The organism is Saccharothrix sp. BKS2 (genome assembly GCF_047689505.1).
GTDB classification, from domain to species: domain Bacteria; phylum Actinomycetota; class Actinomycetes; order Mycobacteriales; family Pseudonocardiaceae; genus Actinosynnema; species Actinosynnema lopnurensis.
In genome coordinates this window covers 1-19,898 of the sequence record NZ_JAUQOL010000014.1, presented here as the reverse complement: position 1 = coordinate 19,898, position 19,898 = coordinate 1, and the positions used below count along the sequence as shown (strand labels likewise).

Genomic DNA, 19,898 nt, shown 5'->3' with positions numbered 1-19,898 from the left:
GACAGCCTGCGATCACCCTATTGGGTGACAGGAACTAGGGAGGAACCTGTGCGATCGAGCATCCGAGCGCTGGGCGGCGCTGCCGCCGCCTGCGCGCTCGTCCTGGGGACGGCGACGCCCGCGTTCGCGGACCCGCCGGGCACGGCACGCGTCGAGTGGGCGCCGTGCGAGGAACCGGCCGAGGTGGAGTGCGGCGCGCTCAGCCTGCCGATCGACTGGGCGCGCCCGCGCGGCGAGCGGTTCGACCTCGCCGTGGCCCGCCGACCCGCGACCGACCCGGCCAAGCGCGTCGGGGTGCTGGTGGTCAACCCCGGCGGACCGGGCGGTTCGGGGGTGGACTTCGCGCTCGGCGCCGACCGGTACTTCAGCCCGGCCGTGCTGGAGCGCTTCGACGTCGTCGGCTTCGACCCGCGCGGCGTGGCCCGCAGCCAACCGGTGCGCTGCTCGCTGGAGCTGCTGCGGGCGGCCCCCTCGGCCTACCCCGCCGACGAGGCCGGGTTCCGCGCGCTGGCCGCCCACAACCGCGAGCTGGCCGCCGACTGCCGCGAGCGCTCCGGTCCGATCTACGACCACGCCGACACCCTGTCCGTGGTCAAGGACGTCGACGCGCTGCGCAAGGCCCTCGGCGAGCGGAAGATCAGCTACTACGGCATCTCCTACGGCACGCTCATCGGCCAGCAGTACGCCGAGGAGTTCGGCCGCGACATCCGCGCCATGGTGCTCGACTCGAACATGGACCACAGCCTCGGCACCCGGCGGTTCAACGAGACCGAGGCCGTGGGCGCCGAGGACTCCTTCCACGAGTTCGTGGAGTGGTGCGACCGCACCCCGTCGTGCGCGCTGCACGGCCAGGACGTGGCCGCGGTCTGGGACGACCTGCTGGCCCGCGCCGACCGCGGCGAGATCGGCCAGCCGGGCGACCCGAGCCTGAAGGTGACCGCCCAGCAGATCAGCCGCATCGCGCTCAGCGCGTTCTACGGCCCGGACTGGACCTTCCTCGCCCAGCTGGTCGTCGACCTGCGCGCGGGCGCCCCCGCCGCCTCGGCGCTCGCCGCCGAGGAGACCGCGCACAACCCGTTCCCCGCGGTGTTCTGCCAGGACTGGGCGATCCGCGTGAAGGACCACCGCGAGCTCTCCGCGCTGGTCGAGCGGAACAACCGGCTCGCGCCGCACATGCGCGGCTCGGCCCTGGGCCACAGCGCGACGACGGGCTGCGTCGGCCTGCCGGAGCGGGTGAACAACCCGCAGCACCGGCTGCGGATCGACCACGCGCCCAAGATCCTCATGACCAACGCCCTGCACGACCCGTCCACCCCGTACGCGTGGGCGGCCAACGCCCACCGGCAGAGCCGCGACACCACCGTGCTGCTCACCTACGAGGGCTGGGGCCACGGCGTCTACGGCCGCAGCGACTGCACCACGGGTGCCGTGGACGACTACCTGATCAACCTCAGGACGCCGCGCGACGGCGCCCGCTGCCCCGGCGTCGAACCCCCGGCCGAGCCGGTCGCGCCGCTCGACGCGCGGCCGCTCCCGGCGGGTCCGGCGCCCGGCGTGCCGGGCTGGCTCGGCTAGCCCCGCGCCCGGGTCCACGAGCCGCCCCCGCCGCCCCTCGGCGAGGGCGGCTCGTGCCGTCGCGGGTGCGCCGATCGGCCCACCCGCGCCCGGCGGGCCCGACCGGCGCGGTCATGACCCACCGTCGCGGAGGCCACCGGCGGAGGTGGGGGGTTCACCCCGGGAGCGAGGGGTCCTCGCACGATCCGTCACCGGAAATTCCACGGTGGAGCGGACTGGTCACCGGCGGAACCGTTCCCTTCAAGCGCGCGAAACGCGGCCGTAACACCGGGGCCCGGACAGTTCACCGCCGCGAAACCTTCGGCGCAACCGCGTGAAACAGGACGTATCGATGCTCCCTGCAACCGACGTGCAGTGGAGGTCGACAGTGGATACAGGGGACACCGCCTGGGTGCTCACCAGTGCCGCGCTGGTGCTGTTGATGACCCCGGGCCTCGCCTTCTTCTACGGGGGCATGGTCCGGTCCAAGAGTGTGCTCAACATGATGATGATGAGCCTGGGTGCCATCGGCGTGGTCGGTGTGCTCTGGGTGCTCGTCGGCTACTCGATGGCGTTCGGCAAGGACGTCGGCGGCGGCCTGCTGGGCGCGCCCTTCGAGTTCTTCGGCCTGGACGGCCTGCTCGGGCCCGACGCGCTGTCCGGCACGCTGCCGGCCACGGTGTTCGTCGCGTTCCAGGCGATGTTCGCCATCATCACCGTGGCGCTGATCTCGGGCGCGATCGCCGACCGCGCCCGCTTCGGCCCCTGGTTGCTGTTCGCGGGCCTGTGGTCGATCATCGTCTACTTCCCGGTCGCCCACTGGGTCTTCGACTTCGACGGCAAGGACGAGGCGGGCAACGTCGTCGACCCGGGCGGCTGGATCGCCAACCAGCTGGCCGCCATCGACTTCGCCGGCGGCACCGCGGTGCACATCAACGCCGGCGCGGCGGGCCTGGCCCTGGCGCTGGTCCTCGGCAAGCGCGTCGGTTGGCCGAAGGACCGGATGAAGCCGCACAGCCTCCCGCTGGTCGTCCTGGGCGCCGGGCTGCTGTGGTTCGGCTGGTTCGGCTTCAACGCGGGCTCCGCCGTCGCCGCCAACGCCACCGCCGGTGTCACCTTCGTCAACACCCTGGTCGCCACCTCCGCCGCGATGCTCGGCTGGCTGCTGGTGGAGCGCGTCCGCGACGGCAACGCCACCACCCTCGGCGCCGCCTCCGGCATCGTCGCGGGCCTGGTCGCCATCACCCCGGCCTGCTCGTCGGTCACCCCGCTCGGCGCCATCGCGATCGGCGCGATCACCGGCGCGCTGTGCGCCCTGGCGGTCAGCCTCAAGTACCGCTTCGGCTTCGACGACTCGCTCGACGTGGTCGGCGTGCACCTGGTCGGCGGCCTGTCCGGCACCCTGCTGATCGGCCTCTTCGCCAGCGACGCCGCCCCGGCGGGCGTCAACGGCCTCTTCTACGGCGGCGGCGTCGACCAGCTGTGGCGCCAGGCCGTGGGCGCGATCGCGGTGCTCGCCTACTCCTTCGTGCTCAGCCTGCTGCTCGGCTACCTGGTCAAGGTCACCGTCGGCTTCCGGGCCGACGAGGAGTCCGAGATCGGCGGCATCGACGAGGCCGAGCACGCGGAGACCGCCTACGAGTTCGGCAGCGGCCTGGGCACCCGCGGCGCGGGCAAGCCCAGCGTCGCCGCCGGCGCCACCGCTGTCCTCGAGGGGAGCAACAAGTCATGAAGCTGGTCACCGCGATCATCAAGCCCTTCACCCTGGACGACGTGAAGGCGTCGCTGGAGCAGTTGGGCGTGCTGGGCATGACCGTCAGCGAGGTCCAGGGCTACGGCAGGCAGAAGGGTCACACCGAGGTCTACCGCGGCGCCGAGTACGCCGTGGACTTCGTGCCCAAGCTGCGCATCGAGGTGCTGATCGACGACGCGGCCGTGGACAAGGTCCTCGACGCCGTCGTGGAGGCCGCGCGCACCGGCAAGATCGGTGACGGGAAGGTCTGGGTGACCCCCGTCGACACGGTCATCCGGGTCCGGACCGGGGAGCGCGGCTCGGACGCCCTGTAGGGGAAGGGGAGACGGCCGGATGGACGACACCGGAACGGCCGTCGTCACGGCGGACGACCTGGTGCGGGCACGCGATCGGCTGCTCGCGCCGGGTCGGCGCCGTTTGACGGGGGAGTCGCTGCGCGAGGCGCTGGTGGACCTGCACGAGTTCTGGCTCACCGCGCACGCCGCGCAGGCGGGTGTGGGCGGGCCGGGCAGCGGGGTCGCGCTGGCCGCCGTGGGTGGCCTGGGCAGGCGTGAGCTGGTGCCCTACTCCGATCTCGACCTCGTCCTGGTGCACAACGGGCACAAGGGCGTGGACGCGGTGGCCGAGAAGCTGTGGTACCCGCTGTGGAACTCCGGCATCGGCCTCGACCACTCGGTGCGCACGGTCGGCGAGGCGCTGCGCGTCGCGGCGTCCGACCTGCGCACCGCGCTGGGGCTGCTGGACGTCCGGCACCTCGCGGGCGACCAGGAGGTCAGCGGGCGCCTGGGCGACAACGCGCGCCAGGCGTGGCGCTCCGGCGTGCGCGGCAGGCTGGACGAGATGGCGGAGTCGGCCTCGCGGCGGTGGGCCCGCAGCGGCGAGATCGCGCACCGCGTGGAACCCGACCTCAAGCACGGCCGCGGCGGGCTGCGCGACGTGACGCTGCTGGACGCGTTGAGCGCCGCGCAGCTGACCGACCGGCCGTCGGCGGAGGTCGAGGAGGCGCGCAAGCTGCTGCTGGACGTGCGCACGGAGCTGCGCCGGGTGGCCGGCCGGCCGCGCGACGTGCTGCGCGCGCAGGACGGCGACGAGGTGGCCGCGGCCCTGGGCCTGCCGGACCGCTTCGCCCTGGCGCGGGCGCTGTCGTCGGCCGCGCGCACCGTCGTGTACGCGGTGGACGTGGCCACGCGCACGGCGCGGGCCGCGGTGCCCAAGCGCGGGCTGGGCGTGTTCGCGCGGTCCCCGCTGCGGCGCGCGCCCGCCCGGCGGCCGCTGGACGAGGGCGTCGTGCTGCACGGCGCCGAGGTGGCGCTGGCCCGCGACGCCGTGCCCGGCCGCGACCCGGCGCTGCTGCTCAGGGTGGCCACGGCCGCCGCGCGCAGCAAGCACCCGATCGCCCCGGGCACCCTGGCCAAGCTCGCCGACTCCGCGCCCGAGCTGCGGCAGCCGTGGCCCCGGGAGGCCCGCGACGAGCTGCTGGCGCTGCTGGGCAGCGGCACCGGCCTGATCGACGTGGTGGAGGCGCTGGACCGCACCGGGCTGTGGGGCCGGCTGTTCCCGGAGTGGGGCGCGGTGCGCGACCTGCCGCCGCGCGACGCCGCCCACACCTGGACCGTGGACCGCCACCTCGTGCAGGCCACGGCGCACGCCGCCCGGCTGGTCACCCGGGTCTCGCGCCCGGACCTGCTGCTGCTCGGCGCCCTGGTGCACGACATCGGCAAGGGCAGGCAGGCCGACCACTCCGAGGTCGGCGCGGCGCTGACCACGCAGATCGCCGAACGCCTCGGGCTGTGGCCGCAGGACGTGGCGACGCTCACCGCGCTGGTGCGCCACCACCTGCTGCTGCCGCACACCGCGACCCGCCGGGACGTGGAGGACGAGGCGACCGTGCGCCGCGTGGTGGAGACGCTCGGCGGCGACCCGGTGCTGCTGGAGCTGCTGCACGCGCTGGCCGAGGCCGACGCCCTGGCCACCGGTCCGGGCGTGTGGACCGACTGGAAGGCGTCGCTGGTCAACGACCTGGTCGGCCGCTGCCGGACCGCGATGGCGGGCGACCCCCTGCCCGCGCCGGAACCGCTCGACCAGCGGCAGCGGGACCTGGCCCTGGCGGTGGTCGCCGCCGGCCGGCCCGACGTGCTGCTGGACGCCGGCGGCGGCACCGCGGTCGTCACGGTCGTCGCGCCGGACCGCCCCGGCCTGCTGTCCCGGGCCGCCGGGGTGCTGGCGCTGAACTCGCTGGAGGTGCACGCGGCCGCGCTGCGCTCCTACGGCGACCCCGCCACCGGGGCGGCGGCGGTGGACGTGTTCACCGTCTCGCCGCGGTTCGGCTCGCTGCCGGACGTGACCCTGCTGCGCGAGCAGCTGACCAGGGCCGTGGACGGCTCGCTGGCGCTGGCCGACAAGCTCGCCGCCAAGGAGCGCGACTACGGCGGGCCGCCGCAGGACCCGCCGCCGCCGAGGGTGCTGTGGTTCGACGACGAGTCGACCGGCGCGGTGGTGCTGGAGCTGCGGGCGGCCGACCGGATCGGGCTGCTGCACCGCGTCGCCGACGCCCTGGAGCGGTGCGGGGTGGACGTGGTGTGGGCGCGGGTGTCCACGCTGGGCTCCACGGTCGTGGACTCCTTCGCGCTCGCCGCGGCGGACGGCCTGGACGCGACCCGCCGGCGGGAGGTCGAACGCGCGGTGGTGCTCGCCGCCCGGTGAACCGTCCCGGTGGACCGACCCGGTGAACCACTCCGGTGAACCGCCCGCCGGGTCCTCGTCGGGTGGGTCTTCGCCGGGTGGGTTGCGTAGGTCTACGCACAACCCCCGCGGGTGCTCACGCTGCCGGGTACCCCGCCGGCAGGGCAGGCTTGGTGCCGTGACGACGTGGGGGTTCCTCCCCGGGGGGCGGGGGGTGTCGTCACCGGGTGGTCCGGGAGCGGCTCATCGAGGGGTTGGGCCGCTCCCGGAGCACCCCGCGCGAACCCGGTCGCGCGGGACGTGGATCACGGAAAGCGTCGGCGCGGAACTCGGCGGCGTCCGAAACGTCTTTTTAGTATGGATGCGATGACCGCTGTCGCCGTGGGGCCGCGCTCCCTCGTCGTGCTGGCCGGCCTGCCCGGAGCGGGCAAGACGACGCTGCTCGCCGCCGCCGACACCGGCGGCGCGCCCGCGGTCGTGCTGGACTCCGACCAGGTCCGGAACCGCCTCGTCGCGCTGTTCCCGAAAGCCGTCCCCTACCGCTTCTACCGCCCGCTGGTGCACCTCGTGCACCGCGGCCGCATCCTCTGGTACGCGATCACCGCCTCCCGCAGCCTGCTGCTGGTGCACGAGCCGTCCACCCGCCCCACCACCCGGGCCGGCCTGGTCGCGGTCGGCCTGCTCACCCACCGGCCCCGGCACTTCGTCTGGCTCGACGCGAGCCCCGAGGAGGCCCTGGCGGGCCAGGTGGAGCGGGGCAGGCTGCTGAACTCCCGGTCGTTCACCCGGCACGTGCGCCGCGCCGCCCGGCTGCGCGCCCGCTTCACCTCGGGCCCCCCGCCGCGCGGCTGGCAGGGCCTGAGCGTGCTCACCCGCCGTGACCGCCTGCGGCTTTCCGTGGCCGAAGGGTGAGCGGCTACCCTGGCGGGTGACCAGTGGCGGAATCCGACGTGCGAGGTCTGGCGGCACCGTGTTCAACACCCTCTCCGACCGGCTCACCTCGGTCCTGCAGAACCTGCGGGGCAAGGGGCGGCTCTCCGACGCCGACATCGACGCCACCGCGCGCGAGATCCGGGTCGCGCTGCTGGAGGCCGACGTCGCGCTCCCCGTGGTGCGCTCGTTCATCGCCAGCATCAAGGAGCGGGCCAAGGGCTCCGAGGTCTCGCAGGCGCTGAACCCGGCCCAGCAGGTCATCAAGATCGTCAACGAGGAGCTCGTCGGCATCCTCGGCGGTGAGACCCGCCGGCTGAACCTGGCCAAGACCCCGCCGACGGTGATCATGCTCGCCGGCCTCCAGGGCGCGGGCAAGACGACCCTGGCCGGCAAGCTCGCCCGCTGGCTCAAGGCCCAGGGCCACACGCCGCTGCTCGTGGCGTGCGACCTCCAGCGCCCCAACGCGGTGACCCAGCTCCAGGTGGTCGGCCAGCGAGCGGGCGTGCCCGTGTTCGCGCCGGAGCCCGGCAACGGCGTCGGCGACCCGGTCGCCGTGTCCCGCCGCGGCGTCGAGGAGGCCAAGCGGGCCCAGCACGACGTCGTCGTAGTCGACACCGCGGGCCGCCTGGGCGTCGACGAGGAGATGATGCGCCAGGCGATCGACATCCGCGCCGCCGTGCAGCCCGACGAGGTGCTGTTCGTGGTCGACGCGATGATCGGTCAGGACGCGGTCAACACGGCCACCGCGTTCAGCGACGGCGTGGGCTTCACCGGCGTGGTGCTCACCAAGCTCGACGGCGACGCCCGCGGCGGCGCCGCGCTCAGCGTCCGCGAGGTCACCGGCCGGCCGATCCTGTTCGCCTCCAACGGCGAGAAGCTGGAGGACTTCGACGTCTTCCACCCGGACCGGATGGCGAGCCGCATCCTCGGCATGGGTGACATGCTCACCCTCATCGAGCAGGCCGAGCAGGCGTTCGACGCCGAGCAGGCCGAGGCCGCCGCGGTCAAGCTCGGCTCCGGCCAGCTGACCCTGGAGGACTTCCTGGAGCAGATGCTGGCCCTGCGCAAGATGGGGCCCATCGCGAACCTGCTGGGGATGCTGCCCGGCGCGAACCAGATGAAGGACCAGCTCGCCAACTTCGACGAGAAGCACCTCGACCGGGTCCAGGCGATCATCCGCGGCATGACCCCGGCCGAGCGCGACGACCCCAAGATGATCAACGCCTCCCGCCGGCTGCGCATCGCCAACGGCTCGGGCGTCAAGGTCAGCGACGTCAACGACCTGGTCAACCGCTTCTTCGAGGCGCGCAAGATGATGAGCCAGATGGCGGGCCGGTTCGGCCTGCCGGGCGGCGCCGGCAACCGGAACAACCGCAAGGGCAAGGGCAAGAAGGGGAAGAAGGGCAAGGGGCGCGGCCCGACGCCGCCGAAGGTGCGCGGCGGCTTCCCCGGCATGGTGCCCGGGATGATGCCCCCGGGGATGATGCCGCCCGGCATGGTGCCCCCCGGCGGCGCGCCCGAGCTCCCGCCCGGTCTCGGCGGGCTCGACCAGCTCCCGCCCGGCTTCGACCCCTCGAAGTTGAAGTTCGGCAAGTGACCGGTCTGCACCTGCGGGGCGTGGTGCTGCCCGAGGGCGGCGCGCCGCGCGACCTCTGGGTGGTCAACGGCCGCATCCGCACCCGCCCGGTGCCCGGCGCGACCACGGTGTCCGACGGCGGCTACCTCGTGCCCGGCCTGGTGGACGCGCACTGCCACGTCGGCCTCGGGCCGCGCGGCGCGGTCGACCTGCCCGAGGCCGTGGACCAGGCGCTGGCCAACCGGGACGCGGGCGCACTGCTGCTGCGCGACTGCGGCTCACCCCTGGACACCCGGCCGCTCCAGGAGCGCCTGGACCTGCCGCGCGTCCTGCGGGCGGGCCGCCACCTGGCCCGGCCCAAGCGCTACCTCCGGTACCTGGGCCACGAGCTGGAGGACCCGGCCGACCTGCCCGCCGCGGTGGCCGAGCAGGTCGCCGACGGCGACGGCTGGGTCAAGCTCGTCGGCGACTGGATCGACCGGGACACCGGCGACCTGGCGCCGCTGTGGACCGAGGACGTGCTCACCGAGGCGATCAAGGTCGCCCACGAGGGCAAGGCCCGGGTCACCGCGCACGTGTTCGGCGAGGACGCCCTCCCGGCGCTGCTCGCCGCGGGCATCGACTGCATCGAGCACGGCACCGGCCTGACCGACGACACGATCGAGCTGATGGCGCGCAACGGCACCGCCCTGGTGCCCACGCTGATCAACGTGGTGGAGAACTTCCCGTCGATCGCGGGGGGCGCGGACCGGTTCCCGGCCTACCAGGCCCACATGCGGGACCTGCACGCGCGCGTTTCCCGAACCGTGGCCAAGGCCGTGGAGGCGGGGGTGCCGGTGTTCGCGGGCACCGACGCGGGCGGCGGCATCGCGCACGGCCGGATCGCCGACGAGGTCGAGGCGCTGCACCGGGTCGGCATGACGACCGAGCGGGCCCTGGGCGCGGCCTCCTGGGCGGCCCGCGAGTGGCTGGGCTTCCCCTCGCTCACCGAGGGCGCCGCGGCCGACGTCGTGGTCTACGGGTCGGACCCGCGCGAGGACCTCGCCGTGCTGCGCCGGCCGAGCCTGGTGGTGCTGCGGGGTCGGATCCACGTCTGAACGGTCGGGTGACCGGCCCTGTCGCCCGCCGTGGTCGACCGGGTTCCGGCCGGGTGCCGACCGTCCGGCGAAACCGCACTTCCGGTGGAATTCTTCCCGCTCGCGTGGGCACCCCGAACGAGCGCGTGCCGCCGTCAGGGTGATCTTGACCGAACTCGGGCGGCACCTCCTGCCCCTGGACCAGTAATTTCGGACGAGTGGCGGAACAGGACATCCAGGACACCGGGCGCGGGCACTGGGCGTTCCTGGCGTTCTTCACCGGCCTGGGCGGCTACTACCTCGCCACCCTGGTCCTCACCGCCGCGACCGCCGACCGCTTCGCCGAGGTGGACGTCACCGACCCGCCGGTGCTCGGCCCGCTGCTGCTGCTGATCTTCCTGCCCAACGTCCTGCTCGGCCTCGGGCCGGCCGTGGTGTCGTGGCGCCTGGGCCGCGGCCCGAACCGCGACTTCGGCCTGTGGCCCACCGCCCGCGATCTCAGGGTGGGCCTGGCCATGGGCGGCGCGGCGCTGCTGGCCGCCTGGCTGCTGGGCACGATCCTGCTGCGCATCAACCCCGACCCGACCACCTCGGTGGAGCGGATCGGGGCGCTGTCGGGCGGGCGCACGGTCTGGCTGGCCGCCGCCGCCCTGTTCGTCTTCCTCGGCGCGCCGCTGACCGAGGAGCTGCTCACCCGGGGCGCGCTGTGGCACGCCCTGGCGCACCACCGGATCCCGAAAGGCGTGATCCTGGCCCTCACCGCCCTGGTCTTCGCCTTCCTCCACGAGGAGAGCTGGCGGATGCTCGGCCTCTTCGCCCAGGGGCTCGCCATCGGCGCGGCCCGGATGATCACCGGACGGGCAGCGTCCAGCGTGGTGGCCCACGCGACGAACAACCTGCTGCCCGCCGTGTACCTGTACACCGGCTGACTAGGGTGGATGGCTGTGGAACCACCGGACGAACCCCCGACGGGACTGATCGCGAGCGTCCGCGCGGTCGGGCGGGAACCGGCGCCGGAGCGCGCCGGCCAGCGCTGGGGCTTCGGCGCCTTCCTGCTGGTCGAGGCGATCTTCATCCTCAGCGCCGTGTTCATCACGGCGCTGGCCCGCACCTCGGGCACGGACCTCGGCTCGTCGGTGGCGTTCATCCTGGTCGGCTCGATGGTGCCCACCGTCCTCGCGGCGACCGCCGCCGTGGTCGTCACCTACGTGCGCGGCAACGGCCCGTGGCAGGACCTGCGCCTGGACTGGAACCGCGACGACGTCAAGATCGGCCTGAAGCTGGGCGCGCTCGGCCTGGTCATGACCTACGTCGCCGCGGTGGTCTGGTCGCGGCTGGTGGGCGACGACAACGCGACCTCGGCCATCGGCGAGCTGGTGGACGGCGCGGGCCTGCCGGTGACGGCCGCCGTGGTGATGTTCTGCTACGTCTGCTTCCTGGGCCCGGTCTGCGAGGAGATCATCTACCGCGGCCTGCTCTGGGGCGCGATCGAGCGGCAGCGCTGGAGCCGCTGGGCGGCGTTCACGCTGACCACCCTGATCTTCGCCGCCAGCCACCTGGAGCCCCTGCGCACCTCGCTGCTGATCGTCATCGCGATCCCGATCGGCATCGCCAGGCTGATCACCCGCGGGCTGACCGCCAGCGTGGTCGCGCACGTGATCAACAACTTCCTGCCCGGCCTGACCCTCCTGCTCGTCTCCGTCGGGGTGATGCCCGCGTGATCGACCTGAACAGCGACCTGGGCGAGGGCTTCGGCATCTGGCGCCTGGGCGACGACGACGCCCTGCTGGACGTCGTCACCAGCGCGAACGTGGCCTGCGGCTTCCACGCGGGCGACCCGTCGACCATGCGGCGGGTGTGCCGGTCGGCCGCCGCGCGCGGCGTGGCCGTCGGCGCCCAGGTGTCCTACCGCGACCTGGCCGGCTTCGGCCGCCGCTTCATCGACGTCGACCCGGCCGAGCTGGCCGACGAGGTGCTGTACCAGGTGGGCGCGCTCGACGCGTGCGCCCGCGCGGCGGGCACCCGGGTGTCCTACGTCAAGCCGCACGGCGCGCTCTACAACGCCACCGTGCGCCACGAGGAGCAGGCGCGGGCCGTGGTGGACGGCGTGCGGGCGTTCGGGGACCTGCCGGTCCTGGGCCTGCCCGGCTCCCGGCTGCTGCACCACGCCGAGCGGGCCGGCCTGCGCCCCGTGCGCGAGGCGTTCGCGGACCGCGCCTACACCCCGGAGGGCGCGCTCGTGCCCCGCCGGTCGCCCGGCGCCGTCCTGAGCGGCACGGACGCCGTCCTGGCGCAGGTGCTCAGGCTGGCCGAGCACGGCGAGCTGGTGGCCGTCGACGGCACCGTCGTGCGGGCCGAGGTCGAGTCCGTCTGCGTCCACGGCGACACGCCGGGGGCGGTCGAGCACGCCCGGCGGATCCGCGCCGAACTGGAGTCGCGCGGCACACCGGTGGGCCGGTTCGCCGCCGGCTAGGGTCGTCTGGCACAATTGACGGTTGTTCGCCGAGGTCGGTCCCTCTCACCGTGCCGTGGCGCCCCAGACACCTGGGCTTTCACCACCCGTGCCCCACTCGGGTGAGGACTGCCCAACCTGACGCACATCAGAGCACGAGGAGCACCCACACCCGTGGCCGTCAAGATCAAGCTTCAGCGGCTTGGCAAGATCCGTCAGCCGTACTACCGCATCGTCGTCGCCGACGCCCGCACCCGCCGCAGCGGCAAGGCCATCGAGACGATCGGCAAGTACCACCCGAAGGACGAGCCCTCGCTGATCGAGGTCAACACCGATCGGGCGCAGTACTGGCTGGGCGTCGGCGCGCTGCCGACCGAGCCGGTGCAGCGCCTGCTGGAGATCACCGGTGACTGGCAGAAGTTCAAGGGCCTGCCGGGCGCCGAGGGCACGCTGAAGGTCAAGGAGCCGAAGCCGAACAAGGCGGACCTGTTCGCCGCGGCGCTGGCCGCCGCCGGTGACGCGCCGACGACCGAGGCCACCACGCCGAAGAAGAAGTCCGCCAAGCGGGACGACGCGAAGAAGGCGGACGCCGAGCCCGCCGCCGAGGCCGCCAAGGACGAGGCGTGAGCTTGTTGGCTGACGCCCTCGAACACCTCGTTCGGGGCATCGTCGACCACCCGGACGACGTCCGGGTCAACCTGGTCACGACCCGGCGCGGGCGCACGCTGGAGGTCCACGTCCACCCGGACGACCTCGGCAAGGTGATCGGCCGGTCCGGCCGCACCGCGACCGCGCTGCGCACCGTGATGGCCGGTATCGGCGGTCGCGGCGTGCGGGTCGACGTGGTCGACACCGATCGCTGAGCGCGCTGATGGACGTCGTCGTCGGCCGCGTGGCCAAGGCGCACGGCATCGGCGGCGAACTGGCCGTCGACCTGCGCACCGACCTGCCCGAGACCCGGTTCGCGCCGGGCTCGGTGCTGGCCGCCAAACTGCGTGACGGGACGTCCCGCAACCTCACCGTCGCAGCCGCCCGGAACCACTCCGGGCGGCTGCTGGTGCGTTTCGCGGAGGTCCTGACCCGCGACGTCGCCGAGACGTTGCGCGGCACGCTGCTGCTGGCCGGGACGGAGGACCTGCCGCCCACCGGCGACCCGGACGAGTTCTACGACCACGAGCTGGAGGGCCTGGTCGCCGAGCTGGCCGACGGCACGCGCGTCGGCACCGTCCGCGAGATCGTGCACGGGCCGGGGGGCGAGCTGCTGGTGATCGTGCGCGAGACCGGCGACGAGACCCTGGTCCCGTTCGTCCGGGAGATCGTCCCCGCGGTCGACGTCGCGGGCGGCCGGGTGGTGCTCGACCCCCCCGAGGGCCTGCTCGATGCGCGTTGACGTCGTCACGATCTTCCCCGAGTACCTCGACCCGCTGCGGGCCGCGCTGCTCGGCAAGGCGGTCGACCGGGGCCTGATCTCGGTCGGCGTGCACGACCTGCGCGACTGGACGCACGACGTGCACAAGGCCGTGGACGACAGCCCGTACGGCGGTGGTCCCGGCATGGTGATGAAGCCGCAGGTGTGGGGCGCGGCGCTGGACGCCGTCTGCACCGAGCGGACCCGGCTGGTCGTGCCCACGCCCGCCGGGCGGCCCTTCACCCAGGCGATGGCCCGCGAGCTGGCCGGCGAGGAGCACCTGGTGTTCGCCTGCGGGCGGTACGAGGGCATCGACCAGCGGGTGGTCGACGACGCGTCCCGCCGGATGCGCGTGGACGAGGTCTCCATCGGCGACTACGTGCTGGTCGGCGGCGAGGTGGCGGTGCTGGTCGTGGTCGAGGCCGTGGCCCGGCTGCTGCCCGGCGTGCTGGGCAACCCGCGCTCCGCCGCCGAGGACTCGTTCTCCGACGGCCTGCTGGAGGGCCCCAGCTACACCCGCCCGGAGGTCTGGCGCGAGCTGGCCGTGCCGGAGGTGCTGCGCTCGGGCAACCACCGGCTGATCGACCGCTGGCGTCGTGACCAGGCGCTGCGCCGCACCTGGGAGCGCCGCCCCGAGCTGGTCGACGCGCTGCCCGACGAAGCCCTGGACAAGCACGACCGCAAGCTGCTCGACGAGCTCAGGTCAGGGGCGATTTCGTCCTGACCGGCCGCGTCTGGCACACTGGACAGGTTGCTGCACCCGGTTCACTCATCCGGCGTGCGCCGAGCCCGCCCCCGCGCGTGTGAAAACGTTGGCTGGACCGCGCCCCGGGGGAGTACGCAATACACGTGAGGACGAGGACGGACCACCGATGAACACCCTGGACGCTCTTGACGCCCAGTCGCTGCGCTCCGACATCCCGGACTTCCGGCCGGGCGACACGCTGAAGGTCCACGTCCGCGTCATCGAGGGCTCCCGCGAGCGGGTCCAGGTGTTCCAGGGCGTCGTGATCCGCCGCCAGGGCGGTGGCATCCGCGAGACCTTCACCGTCCGCAAGGTCTCCTTCGGTGTCGGCGTCGAGCGCACCTTCCCGGTGCACTCCCCGAACATCGCCGAGGTCGAGGTCGCCACCCGCGGCGACGTCCGCCGGGCGAAGCTGTACTACCTGCGCGAGCTGCGCGGCAAGGCGGCCAAGATCCGCGAGAAGCGCGACCCCAAGCCGGCCTCCTGACGGCAGGTTCACGCGGAACCAGTAGCCTGCCCACGTGGCAGATCCCGTGCACCGCTCCGCTGACGAAGACGGTCAGGATCCCGCAGTCGAGTCCACTCCGGACGCGGCTGCGGGAGGCAAGACCGCGGAGGGCAAGAAGAAGCCGCCGCTGTGGCGCGAGCTCCTCGTGCTCGGCGCGACGGCCCTCGTGCTCACCGTCCTGATCCAGACCTTCCTGGCGCGGGTGTACGTGATCCCGTCGCAGTCGATGGAGGAGACCCTCCACGGCTGTCCCGGCTGCAACAACGACCGGGTGCTGGTGGACAAGCTGGTCTACGACTTCACCGACATCGAGCCGGGCGAGGTCGTGGTGTTCCGCGGCCCCGAGTCGTGGGGCCAGAACGACTTCACCACCGAGGAGTCGGCCAACCCGGTGGTCCGGGGGCTGCACTCGGTGGCGTCCCTGGTCGGCCTGGCGCCGCCGAACGAGCGCGACTTCGTCAAGCGGGTCATCGCCGTCGGCGGGCAGACCGTGGAGTGCTGCGACGACCAGCACCGGGTCAAGGTCGACGGCAAGCCGCTGGACGAGCCGTACGTCTACTGGCAGCCCGGCACCTCGCCCGAGAACCACGAGCCGTTCGCGCCGGTCGAGGTGCCCGAGGGCCAGCTCTGGGTGATGGGTGACAACCGCACCAACTCCACCGACTCCCGCAAGCAGGGCGGTGGCGGCCTGGCGGGCACCGTGCCCGAGGACAACGTGATCGGCAAGGCGCGCGTGATCGTGCTGCCGCCGTCGCGCTGGCAGGGCATCGGCGACCACAACGCGCAGGCCGCGGCGATCGGCGCGCCCGCGTGGCAGAGCGCCGTCCCGGCGGGCGCGGGGCTGGCCGCGGCGTGGCCGCTCCTGTTCTTCACCCGGAAGGTGCGCAGGCGGTTGACCAGGGCCACACAGCCCTGATCGGTACGCTGGGCGGGTGGTAGACGTCGCACCGGGCCGGGGTCCCTCCGACGGGGAGGACCCCGAGCACGAGGAGAAGGTCGAGCGCTGGCGCGCGAGCACCCGCCGCAAGGCCGCGAAGAAGGGCTCCTTCTGGAAGGAGCTGCCCATCCTCGTCGGTGTGGCGGTCCTGCTGGCGGTGCTGATCCAGGCGTTCCTGGCGAAGGTCTACATGATCCCGTCGGAGTCGATGGAGCAGACGCTGCACGGCTGCACGGGCGAGTGCTTCGGCGACCGCGTGCTGGTCGACAAGCTCACCTACGACTTCACCGAGCCCGAGCCGGGTGACGTGGTGGTCTTCCACGGGCCGGACAGCTGGATCAACCAGGAGTTCACCGCCCCGGAGCCCACCGACCCGGTGTCCAGGGCGGTCCGGTTCGCGGGTTCGCTGCTGGGGTTCCCCACGGCGAACGAGGAGGACTTCGTCAAGCGGGTCGTCGCGGTCGGCGGGCAGACCGTGAAGTGCTGCGACGACCAGAACCGCGTGCTGGTGGACGGCCGGCCGCTGGACGAGCCGTACGTGTACCGGGCGCCCGGCCGCAGCACCGCGCAGGAGTCGTTCGCCGAGGTCAGGGTACCTGAAGGGTTCCTGTTCGTGCTGGGCGACAACCGCAACGACTCGTGCGACTCGCGGTGCCAGGGCGGTGGCGGCGAGGCCGGGCTGGTGCCGGTGGACAACGTGGTGGGCAAGGCGCGGGTGGTCGTGCTGCCGCCGTCGCGCTGGCAGGGCGTGGGCGACCACGACCCGCAGGCGGTCGTGCTCGGCGCGCCCGAGTGGCAGGACGCCCTGCCGGCCGGTGCGGGCCTGGCGGCCGCGTGGCCCGTCCTGCTGGTCGGCAGGCGGGTGAGGGCGCGGCTGAGGCGCTCCGGGCTGGGATAGGGTCGGGGGGTGATCCGCAAGCCGCCCCGCGCGCAGGTTCGGCAGGCCGCGGGCATGTGGGCCTTCCAGGCCGCGCTGGACCGGCGCGGCCTCGGTCCCGTCGCGGGCGTGGACGAGGCCGGCCGCGGTGCCTGCGCGGGCCCCCTGGTCGTGGCGTCGTGCGTGCTCAGGACCGGTGACGCGGCGAGGTTCGAGGGCCTGACCGACTCCAAGCTCCTCACCGCGCCCGCCCGCGACCGGATGTACGACCTGCTGCTGGACCGGGCGCTGGACTACTCGGTGATCGTGGTCCCCGCCGCGGAGGTCGACCTCATCGGCGTGCACGTGGCGAACATCGAGGGGATGCGCCGGGCTGTCGCCCGATTGGGTGCACATCCCGGGTACGTGCTGACCGACGGCTTCCCCGTGCCTGGGCTCACCGCGCCGAACGTGCCGGTGGTCAAGGGCGACCGGGTGGCCGCGTGCGTGGCCGCCGCGTCGGTGCTGGCCAAGGTGACGCGCGACCGGATCATGGCGGAGCTGCACGGGGAATTGCCGGTCTACGGGTTCGACGTGCACAAGGGTTACAGCACCGCCGACCACACGGCGGCGCTGCTGGAGCACGGGCCGAGTGCGCAACACCGCTGGTCGTATGCGAATGTGGCGGCTGCGGCTCGCAAGCACGGGCTGGAGCCGCCGCACCCGGTGGCGCGCGGCGCCGTGACCGCCGGTGTGGTCCAGAATGGAGCACCCCCGCGGTCCGGCGGTGGCAGGCTCGCGACGAGGAGGGGCGCGGATCAGATGAACACCCGCGCGGAGGCGTAATGAGTGCAGAGGATCTCGAGAAGTACGAGACCGAGATGGAGCTGTCGCTGTACAAGGAGTACCGCGACATCGTCAGCCAGTTCTCGTTCGTCGTGGAGACCGAGCGGCGGTTCTACCTGGCCAACTCGGTGGACGTGCAGGTCCGCAACGCGGACGGCGAGGTCTACTTCGAGGTGCGGATGTCCGACGCCTGGGTCTGGGACATGTACCGCCCGGCCCGGTTCGTGAAGAACGTCCGGGTCATCACCTTCAAGGACGTCAACGTCGAGGAGCTGGACAAGCCCGACCTCCGCTTGCCCGAGGACGGTCCGTTCAACTCCTGACACCGGTCACGTCGCAGGGGTCCGCCGTTCGGTGGGCCCCTGCGCGGCGTTGAGGCGTGTTCGCGGTGGTCCGGCCGGTTCGCCCCGGCCGGTTCTGCCGCATTTGCGCCAGTCCGTCGCATCTCCACCACCTCACCCCTGCCCGCCCTCTCCCGATCCACCACCCCGGCCCGCTGCTCTGGCCCGTTACCACCGCTCTGGCGCGTTCCGGCGTTGCGCCCCATTACCCCACCACCCCGACAATTCCGGTTTATCCATCACCCCCACCGCGAGTTGTCCACAGTTCACGAATCCCCCATGGCCCACCCCCACCCACCCCGGCAAGGTCGATCCCACGACCGACAACCGGGGAGGAACCATGAGCACCGCGACGGAGCTGGGCAAACGGGGTGAGGAAGCGGCCTGCCGCTACCTGGAGGGGCAGGGCCTGTCCGTCCTGGCGCGCAACTGGCGCTGCCCCGAGGGCGAACTGGACATCATCGCCACCGACGGCGACCGCCTGGTGGTGGTCGAGGTCAAGTGCCGCTCCGGCACATCCCGGGGCGCGCCGCTGGAGGCGGTGGGGGAGACCAAGCTGGCCCGCGTCCGCCGGGCGGCCCTGCGCTGGCTGGCCGTGCAGCGGATCGGCCGCGTGGAGGTCCGCTACGACGTGGTCGCCATCGAGTGGCCGCCCACCGGGCGGGTCCACCTGCGCCACGTGCGGGGTGTGTGATGGCGCTCGCGCGAGCGTGGTCGGTCGCCCTGTTCGGTGTGGACGGCGTCCCCGTCGAGATCGAGGCCGACGTGGGCGTGGGCGTGGTGAACACCCAGCTGCTGGGCCTGCCGGACGCCGCCCTGCACGAGTCGAAGGACCGCGTCAAGGCGGCCGTGCGCAACAGCGGCCACGCCTGGCCGAGCCAGCGCGTGACCCTGGGCCTGTCCCCGGCCACCCTGCCGAAGAACGGCTCGGGCTACGACCTGGCCATCGCCTGCGTGGTGCTGGCGGCGGCGAGGGTCATCCCGGGCGAGGCCCTGGCCGGCACGGTCCTGCTGGGCGAACTGGCCCTGGACGGCCGCGTCCGCGCCATCAGGGGAGTGCTCCCCGCCCTGCTGGCCGCCCGCCGGGCGAACCTCACCCGCGTCGTCGTCCCCACCCCGTGCCTACCGGAGGCGGGCCTGGTGTCCGGCCTGGCCGTGCACGGGGCGGAGACCCTCACCGAGGTGCTGGCCTGGCTCGCGAACCAGGGTTGCCTGCCGGTGGCGGGCGTGCCCGAGGCGATCGAGCCACCGCCGGGCCCGGACCTGGCCGACGTCATCGGGCAACCGGAGGCGAGGTGGGCCCTCGAAGTGGCGGCGGCGGGCGGTCACCACGTCCTGCTCACCGGCCCGCCGGGCACCGGCAAGACCATGCTGGCCCAGCGGCTGGCCGGCCTGCTCCCGCCGCTGTCCCCGGAGGAGGCCCTGGGCGTGACCGCGGTCCACTCGATCGCCGGCCTGCTCACCCCGGAGACCCCGCTGGTCTCCACCCCGCCGTTCATCTCCCTGCACCACTCCACCTCCCCGGCGGCCCTGGTCGGGGGCGGGGCGGGCCTGGCCAAACCGGGAGCGGTGAGCCGGGCCCACCGGGGCGTGCTGTTCCTGGACGAGGCGTGCGAGTTCGGCGCCGCGAAGCTGGAGGCGCTGCGCACGGTCCTGGAGGAGGGCGAGGTGCGCCTGGCCAGGCGCGACGGCATAGCCCGCTACCCGGCGCGCTTCCAGTTGGTGATGGCCACCAACCCCTGCCCGTGCGCGCCACCGAAGGAGATCGACTGCGTCTGCCCGCCGGCAGCCCGCCGCCGCTACCGGGCCAGGCTCTCCGGCCCGCTCCTGGACCGGGTCGACCTGCGGGTGCCGATGCGCCCCCTGACCGCGATGGGCGCCGTGGACGTGCCACCGGAACCCACAGCGGCGGTCCGCGCGAGGGTCCACAAGGCAAGGACCAGGGCGGCGGAACGCTGGGCCGACCACGGCTGGCTCACCAACGCCGAGGTCCCCGGCCCGGCCCTGCGCAGGGAGTTCGCCCTGCCCCGCCCCACGACATCCATCCTCGACCGGGCCCTGTCCAGGGGCAGCCTGACGGGCCGGGGCGCCGACCGCTGCCTCCGCGTGGCCTGGACCCTGGCCGACCTGTCGGAGGAGAGCCACCCCACCGCGGACCACGTGGCAGCCGCCCTGGAGTTCCGCGAGCGGAGGAAGTCATGACCACCCACCGAACCTCCAGGCAACCCCCC

The 19,898-nt window shown here is 73.5% G+C and carries 21 protein-coding genes; all 21 read left to right on the top strand.

From position 1 onward, the window contains the following. Positions 1-48 precede the first annotated feature (48 nt). Positions 49-1,575 carry an alpha/beta fold hydrolase gene (locus Q5530_RS27725; RefSeq protein ID WP_415365745.1) on the top strand — a complete coding sequence of 509 codons (1,527 nt, stop codon included), beginning with the start codon at positions 49-51 and terminating at the stop codon, positions 1,573-1,575. A 367-nt stretch (positions 1,576-1,942) separates the two neighbouring features. Further along, positions 1,943-3,286, top strand: a complete 1,344-nt coding sequence (locus Q5530_RS27720; protein WP_415365744.1) for an ammonium transporter — start codon at positions 1,943-1,945, stop codon at positions 3,284-3,286. Further along, positions 3,283-3,621, top strand: a complete 339-nt coding sequence (locus Q5530_RS27715; protein ID WP_344035194.1) for a P-II family nitrogen regulator — start codon at positions 3,283-3,285, stop codon at positions 3,619-3,621. The genes Q5530_RS27720 and Q5530_RS27715 overlap by 4 nt, the downstream gene beginning before the upstream one ends. A 19-nt stretch (positions 3,622-3,640) precedes the next feature. Further along, positions 3,641-6,010, top strand: a complete 2,370-nt coding sequence (locus Q5530_RS27710) for a [protein-PII] uridylyltransferase (RefSeq protein ID WP_415365743.1) — start codon at positions 3,641-3,643, stop codon at positions 6,008-6,010. A 345-nt stretch (positions 6,011-6,355) separates the two neighbouring features. Then, positions 6,356-6,901 (top strand): AAA family ATPase, encoded by a 546-nt coding sequence (locus tag Q5530_RS27705; RefSeq protein WP_415365742.1) that lies wholly within the window; start codon positions 6,356-6,358, stop codon positions 6,899-6,901. A 58-nt stretch (positions 6,902-6,959) separates the two neighbouring features. Next, positions 6,960-8,519 carry a signal recognition particle protein gene (ffh, locus tag Q5530_RS27700; RefSeq protein WP_415365741.1) on the top strand — a complete coding sequence of 520 codons (1,560 nt, stop codon included), beginning with the start codon at positions 6,960-6,962 and terminating at the stop codon, positions 8,517-8,519. Next, the gene (locus Q5530_RS27695; protein ID WP_415365740.1) at positions 8,516-9,595 is read left to right on the top strand and encodes an amidohydrolase family protein; all 1,080 of its coding nucleotides are present in this window, start codon (positions 8,516-8,518) and stop codon (positions 9,593-9,595) included. Before ffh ends, Q5530_RS27695 begins: the two co-directional genes overlap by 4 nt. 197 nt (positions 9,596-9,792) lie before the next feature. Then, positions 9,793-10,503, top strand: coding sequence for a lysostaphin resistance A-like protein (locus Q5530_RS27690; RefSeq protein WP_415365739.1), 711 nt, complete (start codon positions 9,793-9,795; stop codon positions 10,501-10,503). Positions 10,504-10,512: 9 nt separating this feature from the next. Beyond that, a complete protein-coding gene (locus Q5530_RS27685) occupies positions 10,513-11,295 on the top strand; it encodes a lysostaphin resistance A-like protein (protein WP_415365738.1) in 783 nt (260 codons plus the stop codon). Then, on the top strand, positions 11,292-12,047 hold the full coding sequence (locus Q5530_RS27680; RefSeq protein WP_415365737.1) for a LamB/YcsF family protein: 756 nt from the start codon (positions 11,292-11,294) through the stop codon (positions 12,045-12,047). Before Q5530_RS27685 ends, Q5530_RS27680 begins: the two co-directional genes overlap by 4 nt. 153 nt (positions 12,048-12,200) lie before the next feature. Then, positions 12,201-12,653: a 30S ribosomal protein S16 gene (gene rpsP, locus Q5530_RS27675; protein WP_380633262.1), complete on the top strand. Its 453-nt coding sequence runs from the start codon at positions 12,201-12,203 to the stop codon at positions 12,651-12,653. Beyond that, positions 12,650-12,889, top strand: coding sequence for an RNA-binding protein (locus tag Q5530_RS27670; RefSeq protein WP_015104447.1), 240 nt, complete (start codon positions 12,650-12,652; stop codon positions 12,887-12,889). The genes rpsP and Q5530_RS27670 overlap by 4 nt, the downstream gene beginning before the upstream one ends. A gap of 8 nt (positions 12,890-12,897) precedes the next feature. Then, on the top strand, positions 12,898-13,416 hold the full coding sequence (rimM, locus tag Q5530_RS27665; protein ID WP_380633260.1) for a ribosome maturation factor RimM: 519 nt from the start codon (positions 12,898-12,900) through the stop codon (positions 13,414-13,416). Beyond that, the gene (trmD, locus tag Q5530_RS27660; protein ID WP_415365736.1) at positions 13,406-14,158 is read left to right on the top strand and encodes a tRNA (guanosine(37)-N1)-methyltransferase TrmD; all 753 of its coding nucleotides are present in this window, start codon (positions 13,406-13,408) and stop codon (positions 14,156-14,158) included. Before rimM ends, trmD begins: the two co-directional genes overlap by 11 nt. A gap of 148 nt (positions 14,159-14,306) precedes the next feature. Further along, entirely contained in the window at positions 14,307-14,666 is a 360-nt protein-coding gene (gene rplS, locus Q5530_RS27655) for a 50S ribosomal protein L19 (RefSeq protein WP_380633257.1), read from the top strand. Between the two features lie 34 nt (positions 14,667-14,700). Beyond that, entirely contained in the window at positions 14,701-15,603 is a 903-nt protein-coding gene (gene lepB, locus Q5530_RS27650) for a signal peptidase I (protein WP_415365735.1), read from the top strand. Between the two features lie 16 nt (positions 15,604-15,619). Continuing rightward, entirely contained in the window at positions 15,620-16,522 is a 903-nt protein-coding gene (lepB, locus tag Q5530_RS27645; protein WP_415365733.1) for a signal peptidase I, read from the top strand. 54 nt (positions 16,523-16,576) lie between these two features. Continuing rightward, the gene (locus tag Q5530_RS27640; protein WP_415365976.1) at positions 16,577-17,326 is read left to right on the top strand and encodes a ribonuclease HII; all 750 of its coding nucleotides are present in this window, start codon (positions 16,577-16,579) and stop codon (positions 17,324-17,326) included. Next, the gene (locus Q5530_RS27635) at positions 17,326-17,649 is read left to right on the top strand and encodes a DUF2469 domain-containing protein (RefSeq protein ID WP_015104440.1); all 324 of its coding nucleotides are present in this window, start codon (positions 17,326-17,328) and stop codon (positions 17,647-17,649) included. The genes Q5530_RS27640 and Q5530_RS27635 overlap by 1 nt, the downstream gene beginning before the upstream one ends. A 358-nt stretch (positions 17,650-18,007) precedes the next feature. Further along, on the top strand, positions 18,008-18,361 hold the full coding sequence (locus Q5530_RS27630) for a YraN family protein (RefSeq protein WP_415365732.1): 354 nt from the start codon (positions 18,008-18,010) through the stop codon (positions 18,359-18,361). Beyond that, on the top strand, positions 18,361-19,869 hold the full coding sequence (locus Q5530_RS27625; protein WP_415365731.1) for a YifB family Mg chelatase-like AAA ATPase: 1,509 nt from the start codon (positions 18,361-18,363) through the stop codon (positions 19,867-19,869). Before Q5530_RS27630 ends, Q5530_RS27625 begins: the two co-directional genes overlap by 1 nt. The last annotated feature ends 29 nt before the right edge of the window (positions 19,870-19,898 follow it).

Excerpts from the sequence above, each read along its gene's own strand:
- Q5530_RS27640 (WP_415365976.1), top strand. The coding sequence starts at position 16,577 with ATGTGGGCCTTCCAGGCCGCGCTGGACCGGCGCGGCCTCGGTCCCGTC.
- Q5530_RS27705 (WP_415365742.1), top strand. The coding sequence starts at position 6,356 with ATGACCGCTGTCGCCGTGGGGCCGCGCTCCCTCGTCGTGCTGGCCGGC.
- trmD (WP_415365736.1), top strand. The coding sequence starts at position 13,406 with ATGCGCGTTGACGTCGTCACGATCTTCCCCGAGTACCTCGACCCGCTG.
- Q5530_RS27685 (WP_415365738.1), top strand. The coding sequence starts at position 10,513 with ATGGCTGTGGAACCACCGGACGAACCCCCGACGGGACTGATCGCGAGC.
- Q5530_RS27630 (WP_415365732.1), top strand. The coding sequence starts at position 18,008 with ATGAGCACCGCGACGGAGCTGGGCAAACGGGGTGAGGAAGCGGCCTGC.
- Q5530_RS27635 (WP_015104440.1), top strand. The coding sequence starts at position 17,326 with ATGAGTGCAGAGGATCTCGAGAAGTACGAGACCGAGATGGAGCTGTCG.
- rimM (WP_380633260.1), top strand. The coding sequence starts at position 12,898 with ATGGACGTCGTCGTCGGCCGCGTGGCCAAGGCGCACGGCATCGGCGGC.
- Q5530_RS27715 (WP_344035194.1), top strand. The coding sequence starts at position 3,283 with ATGAAGCTGGTCACCGCGATCATCAAGCCCTTCACCCTGGACGACGTG.
- Q5530_RS27625 (WP_415365731.1), top strand. The coding sequence starts at position 18,361 with ATGGCGCTCGCGCGAGCGTGGTCGGTCGCCCTGTTCGGTGTGGACGGC.
- rplS (WP_380633257.1), top strand. The coding sequence starts at position 14,307 with ATGAACACCCTGGACGCTCTTGACGCCCAGTCGCTGCGCTCCGACATC.
- Q5530_RS27710 (WP_415365743.1), top strand. The coding sequence starts at position 3,641 with ATGGACGACACCGGAACGGCCGTCGTCACGGCGGACGACCTGGTGCGG.